The organism is Bradyrhizobium cosmicum (assembly GCF_032290525.1).
GTDB classification, from domain to species: Bacteria; Pseudomonadota; Alphaproteobacteria; order Rhizobiales; family Xanthobacteraceae; genus Bradyrhizobium; species Bradyrhizobium cosmicum_A.
Window position 1 is genome coordinate 137,140 of sequence record NZ_JASXTA010000001.1, and the last position, 12,074, is coordinate 149,213.

A 12,074-nucleotide genomic window follows, 5' to 3' on the forward strand; every position below is an offset into this window, starting at 1 on the left:
GCTCTCCCGCACCGCAGCACCCATAAGTTGCGCGGAGGCCCGCGCGCCTGCTTGACAACCGCTGTCCCTCAGTTGAACATACACCCAACGCGTGGGCATATGCTCAAAAGCGCGAGCTTAGGGAGGTCACCGTGAAACACGTCATTGGCGCCGTCTGTGGCGCGTCTGTCCTGCTGGCCGTCCCCGCGATGGCCGAAACGACCCTGACGATCGCCACCGTCAACAATGGCGACATGATCCGCATGCAGGGGCTGACGGCCGAATTCACCAAGAAAAATCCCGACATATCGGTCAAATGGGTGACGCTGGAGGAGAACGTGCTGCGCCAGCGCGTCACCACCGACATCGCCACCAAGGGCGGCCAGTTCGACGTGCTCACCATTGGCACCTACGAGGTGCCGATCTGGGCCAAGAAGGGCTGGCTGGTGCCGCTCGCCAATCTCGGCGCCGACTACGACGTCGCCGACCTCCTGCCGAAGATCAAGGACGCGGTCTCCGCCGACGGCAAGCTCTATGCCGCGCCGTTCTACGGCGAGAGCTCGATGGTGATGTACCGGACCGATCTGTTCGAGAAGGCCGGCCTGAAGATGCCGGAAAAGCCGACCTGGGATTTCGTGATCGATGCCGCCAAGAAGCTGACCGACAAGAGCGCTGGCACATACGGCATCTGCCTGCGCGGCAAGGCCGGCTGGGGCGAGAACATGGCGTTCCTCTCGGCGATGGCCAACTCCTACGGCGCGCGCTGGTTCGACGAGAAGTGGGAGCCGCAATTCAACACGCCGGAATGGAAGGCGACGCTCACGACCTATGTGAACCTCATGAAGGAAGCCGGCCCTCCCGGTGCGAGCTCGAACGGCTTCAACGAGAACCTCGCGCTGTTCAATGCCGGCAAGTGCGGCATGTGGATCGATGCCACGGTGGCGGCGTCCTTCGTCACCAACCCGAAGGACTCCAAGGTTGCCGACAAGGTCGGCTTCGCACTCGCGCCCAACACCGGGCTCGGCAAGAATGCCAACTGGTTGTGGGCCTGGAATCTCGCGATCCCAGCCGGCTCCAAGAAGGCCGAAGCCGCCGAGAAGTTCATCGCCTGGGCGACCAGCAAGGACTACACCAAGCTCGTGGCGTCCAAGGACGGCTGGGCCAACGTGCCGCCGGGTACCCGCACCTCGCTCTACCAGAATCCTGAGTATCTGAAGGTCGCGCCATTCGCCAAGCTGACGCTGGCCTCGATCGACGCCGCCGATCCGAACAAGCCGACCGTGAAGCCGGTGCCCTATGTCGGCGTGCAATATGCCGCGATCCCGGAATTCCAGGGCATCGGCACGCAGGTCGGCCAGCAGTTCTCCGCCGCACTTGCGGGATCGATGACGGTCGATGCCGCTCTGACTGCGGCGCAATCGGTCACCGAGCGCGAGATGAAGCGCGCCGGCTACATCAAGTGAACCCGAGCTCTCCCTCCTGAGCTCAAACTGGCGGCCATCCACCGACCAGCCCCGGATGGATGGCCGCCTTTTCCCCCGCCCCGAGGAGACGTGTGGATGGCTACCCGGCAGACGCAGATTCTTGCGCGGTCGCTTCTGGCCCCGGCCGTCGGGCTGCTGTTCATCTGGATGATCGTTCCGCTCGCGCTGACGATCTATTTCTCGACCCTGCATTACAGCCTGCTCGATCCCGGCTCGGAATCATTCGTCGGGCTGGAGAACTTCCGCTACTTCCTGACCGATCCCGCCTTCCTCGCTTCGCTCCAGAACACGCTGGTGCTGGTCGGCTCGGTGCTGGCGCTGACCATTTTGCTCGGCATTCCCCTGGCGCTGCTGATGGACCAGCCCGTGATCGGCCGCAACATCGTGCGGCTGATGGTGATCGCGCCGTTCTTCGTGATGCCGACGGTGAGCGCGCTGGTCTGGAAGAACCTGTTGATGCACCCGGTCTCCGGTCTGTTCGCCTGGCTCGCCGGGCTGATCGGGGTGACGCCGATCGACTGGTTCACCGACGCGCCGCTGCTCGCGGTGATCCTGATCGTGGCCTGGCAATGGCTGCCGTTCGCGACGCTCATTTTGCTGACTGCGCTGCAATCGCTCGACGAGGAGCAGAAGGAGGCCGCCGAGATGGACGGCGCCAGCGCTGTCTCGACCTTCATCTACATCACACTGCCGCATCTGGCGCGTCCCATCACCGTGGTGATCCTGATCGAGACCATCTTCCTGCTCACGGTGTTCGCCGAGATCTTCGTGACTACCGGCGGCGGGCCGGGCCTGCAGACCACCAACATCGCCTTCCTGATCTATTCGCAGGCGCTGATCCAGTTCGACGTCGGCAGCGCCTCCGCAGGCGGTCTCGTTGCGGTGGTGATCGCCAACGTCGTCGCCTTCTTCCTCGTCCGCATCGTCGGCCGCAATTTGGAGACCTGAAGAATGGCGCGGATGGCAACGACGCAGCGGGTGGTGGTGTCGACGATCGGGGCGTGGTTCTTCGGCTTCCTGATCTTTTTCCCGATCCTCTGGATGGTGCTGGCGAGCTTCAAGACCGAGTTGGAGGCCTTCGCGATTCCGCCATCCTTCGTGTTCTTCCACTGGACCACGGAAAACTACGCGACCGTGCAGGAGCGCAGCGACTATCTGCTCCACGCCATGAACTCGATCATCATCGCCGGCGGCTCGACCTTGATCGCACTCCTGATCGCGATCCCCGCGGCGTGGTCGATGGCGTTCTCGCCGACCAAGCGCACCAAGGATATCCTGCTCTGGATGCTCTCGACCAAGATGATGCCGCCGGTCGGCGTGCTGGTGCCGATCTACCTGATCTACAAGAGCTTCGGACTGCTCGATTCCCGCATCGGCCTCGTCTTCATCCTGTGCCTCGGCAATTTGCCGATCGTGATCTGGATGCTGTTCACCTATTTCAAGGAGATCCCGCGCGACATTCTGGAAGCCGCGCGCATGGACGGCGCAACAATAGGCCGCGAGATCGTCTATGTGCTGACGCCGATGGCGATCCCCGGTCTCGCCTCGACCATGCTGCTCAATCTCATCCTCGCCTGGAACGAGGCGTTCTGGACGCTGAACCTGTCGACCTCGAACGCCGCGCCGCTCACCACGTTCATCGCCTCCTATTCCAGCCCGGAAGGGCTGTTCTGGGCAAAATTGTCGGCGGCCTCGACGCTGGCGATCGCGCCCATTCTCGTCCTTGGTTGGTTCAGCCAGAAGCAGCTCGTGCGCGGGCTCACCTTCGGCGCGGTGAAGTAGAGGGGCTGCCGGATCATGGGTCAGATCACACTTCAGGACGTGCAGAAATCCTTCGGGCCCGTGCACATCATCAAGGGTGCCGACCTCGACATCGCCGACGGGTCCTTCGTGGTGTTCGTCGGTCCCTCCGGCTGCGGCAAGACCACGCTGCTGCGGCTGATCGCGGGCCTCGAAGATGTCAGCGGCGGCAAGATCCTGATCGACGGCAAGAACGTCGTCGACACGCCGCCGGCCAAGCGCGGGCTGTCGATGGTGTTCCAATCCTACGCGCTCTATCCGCATATGAGCGTGCGCGGCAATATCGGCTTCGGCCTGAAGATGGCGGGCCTGCCGAAAGACGAGATCAATCGCAAGGTCGAGGCCGCCGCGGCGACGCTGAACCTCACGCCCTATCTCGACCGCAAGCCGCGCGAGCTCTCCGGCGGTCAGCGCCAGCGCGTCGCGATCGGCCGCGCAATCGTGCGCGAGCCCAAGGCATTCCTGTTCGACGAGCCGCTGTCGAACCTCGATGCCGCGCTCCGCGTGCAGATGCGGATCGAGGTGACGCGGCTGCAGAAGCAGCTCGGCACCACCGCGATCTACGTCACCCACGACCAGGTCGAGGCCATGACCATGGCCGACAAGATCGTCGTGCTCAACGGCGGCAAGATCGAGCAATATGGTTCGCCCCTGGAGCTTTATGAAAGGCCCGCCAATCTCTTCGTCGCCGGCTTCATCGGCTCGCCGAAGATGAATTTCGTCACCGGCGAGCTGGCGAAGCAGCAGGGCGCGGCCACCATCGGCGTGCGGCCGGAGCACCTGAAGATCGAGCGCGACGGCGGTGGCGGCTGGCAGGGGACGATCGCGGTGGCCGAGCATCTCGGCAGCGACACGTTCCTGTATGTCGATGCGGGCCCGCTCGGCATGCTGACCGCCCGCTACATCGGCGAATTGAGCCTGCATGCCGGCGACCGCGTGTCGCTGCTGCCGGACCCTGCGCGCATCCACCGCTTCGACGAGCGTGGCAACGCGCTTCGCGGCTGACAAAAAACGGCAAGAACGGCAAGAAAACGGAAAGACCAACATGTACCTGGAAAAATTCAAGCTGAACGGCAAGACCGCGTTCATCACCGGCGGCGGGCAGGGCATTGGCCTTGGCTGCGCCGAGGCTCTGGCCGAAGCCGGCGCCAGGGTCGTGATCGGTGACCGCGACAGCAGGGTCGCCGACAGCGCGAAAGCCGAGCTGAAAGCGAAGGGCTACGACGTCGAGACCGCGATCATGGACGTCACTGACACGAGGCGCGTGGCTGAGGTCGCGAATGACCTCGTCGCCCGCCACGGCAAGGTCGACATCCTCGTCAACAACGCCGGAATTGCGCGCAGCGAGACGCCGGCGGAGACCGTCACCGACGAGCACTGGCTCAACGTCATCGACGTCAATCTCAACGGCACCTTCTGGTGCTGCCGCGAATTCGGCAAGCACATGCTGAAGGCCGGGAATGGCGCCATCGTCAATGTCGGCTCGATGTCCGGCTTCATCGTCAACAAGCCGCAGGAGCAGTGCTTCTACAATGCCTCCAAGGCCGGTGTGCACCACCTGACCAGGTCGCTGGCCGCCGAATGGGGCGCCCGCGGCATCCGCGTCAATGCGGTGGCGCCGACCTATATCGAGACGCCGCTCAACGCCTTCGTGAAGAGCAACGCCAAGATGTACGACGCCTGGATCGGTGGAACCCCGATGGCGCGGATGGGGCAGGTCGAGGAGATCGCCTCCGTCGTGCTGTTCCTCTCCTCGGAAGCTGCGAGCCTGATGACCGGCAGCATCGTGCTGGTGGATGGCGGCTACACTTGCTGGTAGGCTTGCGCCAAAACTGGCGGAAAGCGACCGGGGGCGACAATGCCGCGAGCGTATATCGGCGTCGACGTAGGGACCACGAGCACGCGGGCAGGGGTGTTTGACGAGGCGGGCACGCTGCTGGCGACTGCCAAACATCCGATCAGGATCTGGCATGAGGCCGGCGATATCGTCGAGCAGTCATCCCAGGACATCTGGGACGCCTGCGTCAAGTCGGTGCGGGCCGCGATGGCGGAAGCTGCCATCGCGCCCGACAGCGTCGGCGGTATCGGCTTTGACGCTACCTGTTCTCTCGTGGTGCTCGATGTCAGGGGCGAGCCGGTCACGGTCAGCACCTCCGGCAACACGCAGCGCAACGTCATCGTCTGGATGGATCATCGCGCCATCGCCGAGGCGCGGTTGATCAACGAGACCGAGGATGCCGTGCTGCGCTATGTCGGCGGCTCGATCTCGCCCGAGATGGAGATGCCGAAACTCTTGTGGCTGAAACGCCATCTGCGCGCGAGCTTCGACGCCGCCGGCCACTTCTTCGATCTGGCAGACTATCTGACCTGGCGCGCGACCGGCTCGCTGCAACGCTCGACCTGCACCGTCACCTGCAAGTGGAACTATCTCGCTCATGATGGCGGCGGCTGGAGCGCGCCGTTCTTCAAGCGCATCGGCCTCTCCGATTTCGTCGCCGAGAGCTACGCCCGCATCGGCACCGACATCGTCGCGCCCGGCACGCGGCTCGGCCAAGGCCTCGCGCGTGCCGCGGCGGCCGAACTCGGCCTGTCGCCGGGCACGCCGGTCGGGGCCTCGCTGATCGATGCGCATGCCGGCGGCATCGGTGCGATCGGCGGCCGCGACGGCTCGGACGGCGCAACCGATGTTTCCGATCGTCTCGCCTACATCATGGGAACATCGGCCTGCATCATGGCGACGACCAGGGAGCCGTGCTTCGTTCCCGGCGTGTGGGGTCCTTATTACTCCGGCATGGTGCCGGAGTTCTGGCTCAACGAAGGCGGCCAGTCGGCCGCGGGCGCTGCGATCGATCATCTTCTCAAGTCGCATCCCGGCTTCGGCGAGGCGAGTGCGGCGGCCCGCAACGAGGGCATCGACCTCATCGAGTACCTGGAACGCCGCATCATCGCGCGCTCAGGTGACGCCAGCCACGCCGCGCTGCTCGCCCGCGATGTGCACGTGCTTCCCGAATTCATCGGCAATCGTTCGCCCTACGCCGATCCCGATACGCGTGCGGTGATCGCGGGCCTCGATCTCGACACGGACGTCAGTTCGATGGAACGGTTGTTCGTCGCCGGCCTCTGCGGGCTCGCTTATGGACTTGCCGAGGTGATCGAGGCCTTCGCCGCGTATGGCGTCCGCTCCAGAATCATGATCATGGGCGGCGGCGCGAGCCGTAGTCCCTTGGTACGGCAGATCATGGCCGATACGACCGGCCTCACGGTGGCGCTGCCGCAGACGAAAGAGCCGGTGCTGCTGGGCGCGGCGATGCTGGGGGCGGTGGCCGGCGGCGCCTATGCCTCGATCGGGGAGACCATGGCCAAGATGTCGGCGCTCGGACGCAAGAGCGAGCCGACCGCGCCCGACATGGCCGCGTTTCACAAACGCAAGCGTGAGGTCTACAAGCTGCTGCGCGAGGTCGATCGCGGCAGCCGGGCGGCGATGCGCGACAAGGGTTGAAGGACATGCTGATTGCCTGCGGCGATGCGCTGATCGATTTCGTGCCGACGCGGAACGCGGAGGGACGCGAGGCGGTGATGCCCGCCGTCGGCGGCTCCTGTCTCAACGTCGCGATCGGCATGGCACGGTTGGGCGCGCCGACCGGCTTTGTCGGCGGCATTTCGACTGATCTGTTCGGCCGGATGATCGCCGATCATGCGACCGCGTCGAATGTCGAGCTCGGTCTTGCTGCCCGCAGCGATCACCAGACCACGCTCGCCTTCGTCCGCATCGTCGCGGGCGAGTCACATTATGCTTTTTACGATGCCGAGACGGCGACGCGGAACTGGACCTACCGGCGCGGGTCCATTCCCTTCGACACGGTCGAAGCGCTCCATGTCGGCTCGACCACGCTGGTCAACGACCAGAGTGCGGCCGAGACCAAAGCCCTGATCGCGGACGCGCGGGGGACATCGACGATCTCCTTCGATCCGAACTGCCGGCCCAATCTGGTCAGGGACAAGCCGGCCTATCTCGCGCGCATTGATGAGATCGCCGCTGGCGCCGATCTCATCAAGATGTCGGACGTCGATTTCGCCTATCTCTACGGTGAGGAGCCTTATCAGCAACGCGCCGGCGCCTTGCTGGGGCAGGGCACGAGCCTCGTCGTCATCACCCGCGGCAACAATGGTGCGATCGCATGGCATGCGGGGGCAGGGTCGATCGAGGTCGCCGCGCCGAAGGTCGAGGTCGCCGACACCATCGGTGCCGGCGACAGCTTTCAGGCCGCACTGCTGTTCGCCCTGCACAAGCAGGGACGTCTCGCCCGCGAAAGTCTGAGGAAGGTCGGCGCCGGGGAGCTTCGCCGCGCGCTGTCCTTTGCCGCCAATTGCGCGGGCCTGACCTGCACCCGACCGGGCGCCGATCCGCCCTGGAGCCACGAGATCAGCTGGAGCTGGTAGGCCGCGTCACAGCCGCGCCACGACCTTCTCGGCGCATTTGAGGAAGGTGCGGATCAGCGGGCTCTGCGAGTCCCGTCGCCAGCACACCGCGATATCGATGGAGTCGGCGGCGTCCCGCAGCGGCCGGAACACGATGCCCTGCGGCGCGCCGAGCTTGGCGCAGGCCGGCACGATCGCAAGGCCTTCGCCGGCGAGAACTAGGCTCATCGCCGAATGCACCGTCTCGACTCGGCTGGCGACCGGCATCACGATTTGATGCCGCCGCAGCAAGGCGGCGACTGCGGAGGAGGCCGGGTCTTGCTCCGGCGGCGGCAATGCAATCAGCGGGCGGCCCTGCAATCGGGCCATGGGCACCGACGCCAGGCGGGCGAGCGGCGACCGGATCGGCATCGCCAGCACCAGCGGCTGCGCTCCGATCCGCGCCACCTGGACCTCGGGATGGTGGATCGCCGGCATGCACAACGCGACCGTGACGCTGCGGTCGAGCAGACGCGCCACGCGGGTCGAGGCGCTGAGCTCGGCGAAATCGAGGTCGACGCCGGGGATGGAGCGCCGCAGCTCGGGGATCAGGCGCGGCAGCACGGCGTTCGCCAGCACGAACATGTAGCCGACGGAGATCCGTCCGCGGCTCCCGGCCGCGACGGCACGCGCGGCTTCGATGCCGTCGGCCGCGAGCGCCAGCGCCTCGCCGGCGCGGGCCAGCAGGGCCTGGCCCGCCTCGGTCAGGTCCATGCCGCGGGTGCCGCGGCGGAACAGCGGCGCGCCGACCTCGGCCTCCAACTTGCGGATCTGGACCGAGAGCGGCGGCTGCGCCATCCGCAGCCGCTCGGCGGCCTTGCCGACGCTGCGCGCTTCGGCGACCGCGACGAAATAGCGAAGTCTGCGAAGATCCATTGGCATACCGAAAACGTATGGGTTGGCGCCCAAAATCGTATTGGACGGCGAGTTAACAAAACTGTCATTCTCGCCGCCGATGCAATGCCTGGGCCAACGAGGGCCGGCTTCGGAGCGCGATGTGACGATGAACGGCGATCCCTGTCTCTTGTCCGCCACCGAATTGCGCGGCCTGATCGCCGCAAAGCGGATTTCGCCCGTCGAGATCACCCGTGCCATGCTGGCGCGCGCAGAGGCGCTCCAGGGCGACCTCAACTGCTTCATCACGATCTGCGGCGACGAGGCGATGGCACAGGCGCGCGCGGCCGAGCGCAAGATGATGGCCGGCGAGCCGCTCGGCCTGCTGCACGGCATCCCCGTCACCGTCAAGGACATCGTCAACACCAAAGGCGTGAAGACCACCTTCGGCGCCGTGCCGTACAAGGACAATGTGCCGAACGAGGATGCCGTGGCGGTTGCGCGGCTGCGGGCGCAAGGCGCGATCCTGATCGGCAAGACCACGACGCCCGAATTCGGCAGCAAGTGCCTGACAGACTCGCCGCTGTTCGGCCGCACCCGCAATGCTTGGAGTGCGGAGCGCTCCTCCGGCGGATCCAGTGGCGGCGCGGCGGTCGCCGTTGCCAGCGGCATCGCACCGCTCGCGATCGCGACCGATGGTGGCGGCTCGACCCGGATTCCCGCCGCCTGCAACGGCGTTGTGGGCTTGAAGCAGAGCAACGGCGTCATTCCGCACAGCCAGGCGCTGGATGTGTTCGGCAACCAGACCTATGTCACGCCGACGACGCGTACCGTCGCCGACACCGCGCTGATGATGCAGGCGTTGGCCGGCGAGGACGCTTGCGATCCCTGGTCGATCGGCGTCCCCGTGCCCGATTTCGTCGACACCGCTACGCCGCGCGGTGACCTGCGTGGGCGGAAAATCCTGTACTGTCTGACCCTGCCCGGGCGCCCGGCGTCCGCCGATGTCGCAGCGAGCTTCAAGGCGAGCCTCGATCGGTTGGCAAGCCTGGGCGCCGAACTCGAGGAATTCTCCGGCGACGGTTTCGACATTGAGCCGATCTGGCGCGCCATCAACCACACGCTCTGGCGCACACGTTTTGCCAGGCTCGCGGCCGAGCACGAGGACGAGTTGAGCGAGGCTTTCCTCAAGCAGCTCGCGCTCGCAACCGAAGTCAGCGGCGTCGATTATCAGGAGGCGATGTTCGCGCGTACCGCACTGTTCCGTCGGGTACAATCATTGCTTGCGCACGGACACGTCCTGGCGATGCCGACGCTCACGCGCACCGCACTTCCGATCGGCCAGGATTTGTTCGGCACCATCGAGATCGACGGCCAGCATTTCGACAGCGTCCGGCCGCACTGGTTCCCCTGGACCATGCCGTTCAACATGACCGGTCACCCCGCTGTCAGTCTGCCCTGCGGCTTTGGCCGCGACGGGCTGCCGATCGGGCTTCAACTCGTTGGCCGCTTCCGTGGCGATGCCGAGTTGCTGCGCGTGAGCGCGCTGTTCGAGGCCGCGAGCGACCTCCTGTCGCGCTGGCCGGAATGACGATATGCGCGTGCAGCAAAGCCCTTGCCTCCGCCGCCGGGACATGTTGATCGTGCCGGCGGTGAGCCCTGAAGCCGAGCGCGCATGAGCGTATTTGTCCTCCGACGTGTCCTGACCTTGCTGGCGACGCTGGTCGGCGCATCCGTGATCATTTTCCTGGTGCTGGACGCGCTGCCGGGCAATGCCGCGCAGATGCTGATGGGCGCCGACGCCTCCGCCGACGCAGTGCGCGCGCTCACTGTCAAGCTCGGGCTCGACCAGCCGCTGGCGGTTCGCTATCTGCATTGGATCAAGGGCCTGCTCGTCGGCGATCTCGGTAACTCCTATGTCTACGGCACGCCGGTCGGCAGCCTGATCGCGGAGCGGCTGGTGCTGACCATTCCGCTCGCGATCATGGCCATGAGCATCACGGTGACGCTGGCGCTCTCGGCCGGCATCTATACCGCCGCCAACCACAACAAGCTCGGCGACGTCGGCGTGATGTCGCTGACGCAGATCGGCATCGCGTTGCCGAACTTCTGGTTTGCAATTCTCCTGGTGCTCTTGTTCTCGGTGCGGCTGCAATGGCTGTCCGCCGGTGGATTTGCCGGCTGGGAGGACGGCATCTGGCTCGGCATCAAGTCGCTGCTGCTGCCGGCGATCTCGCTCGCGGTGGTGCAGGCCGCGATCCTCGCGCGCGTCACGCGCTCGGCGGTGCTTGAGGTGCTGCGCGAAGACTTCGTCCGCACCGCCCGCGCGAAAGGGCTCGGCAAGCGCGAGGTGCTGTGGCGCCACGTGCTGCGCAATGCCATGATCCCGGTCATGACGGTGATGGGGCTGCAATTCGCCAATCTGCTCGCCGGCACCATCGTGATCGAGAACGTGTTCTATCTGCCGGGCCTCGGCCGGCTGATCTTTCAGTCGATCGCCAACCGCGACCTCATCGTGGTGCGCAACTGCGTGATGCTGCTGGCGACGATGGTCGTCACCGTCAATTTCGTGGTCGACGTGCTCTATGCCTTCATCGATCCCCGCATCAAGGTGCACGACCTGTGAGTGATCCGCTCGCCGCCGCAGTCGGACTGCCGACGGCACCCACGCCGAGCCGTCCCGCCACGGGCTTTTGGCGCCGCGCGCCGCGGCATCGCAGCTTCGTGCTGGGCGGTGCGTTGGTGCTGCTGGTGCTTGCCTCGGCGCTGCTGTCGCTGGTGTGGACGCCGTGGTCGCCCTACGAGATCGACATCGCCTCAAAACTCCGGCCGCCGTCGGCGGCGCACTGGCTCGGCACCGACTCCTTCGGCCGCGACATCGTCTCGCTGCTGCTTGCGGGCGCCCGCTCCACAATCATGGTCGGCATTATCGCGGTGAGCATAGGTCTCAGCTTCGGCGTCTGCCTTGGCTTGATCGCGTCGGCGAAGCGCGGCTGGACCGAAGAGATCATCATGCGTTTCTCGGACTTTACTTTCGCGTTTCCAGCGGTGCTGTCCGCGATCATGCTCGCCGCGGTCGTGGGGCCGGGCATGGTGACCTCGATCGTCGCGATCGGCATCTTCCAGATCCCGACGCTGACGCGGCTGACGCGCGGCTCCGCCAACGCGATCTGGGCACGCGAATTCGTGCTGGCCGCGCGCGCCGCGGGTAAAGGCAAATTCCGCATCACCATCGAGCACGTGCTGCCCAACATCCTGTCGATCCTGATCGTGCAGGTCACCATCCAGTTCGCGCTCGCCATCCTCGCCGAGGCCGCGCTGTCCTATCTCGGGCTCGGCACGCAGCCCCCGCAGCCGTCCTGGGGACGGATGCTGAACGACGCGCAGACGCTGCTGTTCCAGTCACCGATGCTTGCGGTCTATCCGGGCGCGGCGATCGCAATCGCGGTGCTCGGGCTCAATCTGCTCGGCGACGGACTGCGCGATCTGCTCGATCCACGATTGGCGCGGGAGCGGTGA

At 65.6% G+C, this 12,074-nt stretch carries 11 protein-coding genes; 10 read left to right on the forward strand and 1 reads right to left on the reverse strand.

Features of this window, described 5'->3' with window-relative positions; translation table 11 throughout:
* Positions 1 to 131: 131 nt before the first annotated feature.
* From QSV46_RS00610 to QSV46_RS00640, 7 genes are all read left to right on the forward strand, one after another.
* Positions 132 to 1,442 carry a sugar ABC transporter substrate-binding protein gene (locus QSV46_RS00610; RefSeq protein ID WP_314944962.1) on the forward strand — a complete coding sequence of 437 codons (1,311 nt, stop codon included), beginning with the start codon at positions 132 to 134 and terminating at the stop codon, positions 1,440 to 1,442.
* A gap of 96 nt (positions 1,443 to 1,538) precedes the next feature.
* Positions 1,539 to 2,411 (forward strand): sugar ABC transporter permease, encoded by an 873-nt coding sequence (locus tag QSV46_RS00615; RefSeq protein WP_314944964.1) that lies wholly within the window; start codon positions 1,539 to 1,541, stop codon positions 2,409 to 2,411.
* A 3-nt stretch (positions 2,412 to 2,414) separates the two neighbouring features.
* A complete protein-coding gene (locus QSV46_RS00620) occupies positions 2,415 to 3,245 on the forward strand; it encodes a carbohydrate ABC transporter permease (RefSeq protein ID WP_314944965.1) in 831 nt (276 codons plus the stop codon).
* A gap of 15 nt (positions 3,246 to 3,260) precedes the next feature.
* On the forward strand, positions 3,261 to 4,268 hold the full coding sequence (locus QSV46_RS00625) for an ABC transporter ATP-binding protein (protein ID WP_314944967.1): 1,008 nt from the start codon (positions 3,261 to 3,263) through the stop codon (positions 4,266 to 4,268).
* Between the two features lie 40 nt (positions 4,269 to 4,308).
* A complete protein-coding gene (locus QSV46_RS00630) occupies positions 4,309 to 5,082 on the forward strand; it encodes an SDR family NAD(P)-dependent oxidoreductase (RefSeq protein WP_314944970.1) in 774 nt (257 codons plus the stop codon).
* A gap of 39 nt (positions 5,083 to 5,121) precedes the next feature.
* Positions 5,122 to 6,762, forward strand: coding sequence for an FGGY-family carbohydrate kinase (locus tag QSV46_RS00635; protein ID WP_314944973.1), 1,641 nt, complete (start codon positions 5,122 to 5,124; stop codon positions 6,760 to 6,762).
* 5 nt (positions 6,763 to 6,767) lie between these two features.
* Entirely contained in the window at positions 6,768 to 7,703 is a 936-nt protein-coding gene (locus tag QSV46_RS00640; RefSeq protein WP_314944974.1) for a carbohydrate kinase, read from the forward strand.
* Between the two features lie 6 nt (positions 7,704 to 7,709).
* Here QSV46_RS00640 and QSV46_RS00645 read toward each other — a convergent pair whose 3' ends face one another.
* Positions 7,710 to 8,597, reverse strand: a complete 888-nt coding sequence (locus QSV46_RS00645; protein ID WP_314944976.1) for a LysR family transcriptional regulator — start codon at positions 8,595 to 8,597, stop codon at positions 7,710 to 7,712.
* A 127-nt stretch (positions 8,598 to 8,724) separates the two neighbouring features.
* Between QSV46_RS00645 and QSV46_RS00650 the strand changes: the two genes are divergently transcribed.
* From QSV46_RS00650 to QSV46_RS00660, 3 genes are all read left to right on the forward strand, one after another.
* A complete protein-coding gene (locus tag QSV46_RS00650; protein ID WP_314946432.1) occupies positions 8,725 to 10,146 on the forward strand; it encodes an amidase in 1,422 nt (473 codons plus the stop codon).
* Between the two features lie 84 nt (positions 10,147 to 10,230).
* On the forward strand, positions 10,231 to 11,181 hold the full coding sequence (locus tag QSV46_RS00655) for an ABC transporter permease (RefSeq protein ID WP_314944978.1): 951 nt from the start codon (positions 10,231 to 10,233) through the stop codon (positions 11,179 to 11,181).
* Positions 11,178 to 12,074 carry an ABC transporter permease gene (locus QSV46_RS00660; RefSeq protein WP_409997131.1) on the forward strand — a complete coding sequence of 299 codons (897 nt, stop codon included), beginning with the start codon at positions 11,178 to 11,180 and terminating at the stop codon, positions 12,072 to 12,074. The genes QSV46_RS00655 and QSV46_RS00660 overlap by 4 nt, the downstream gene beginning before the upstream one ends.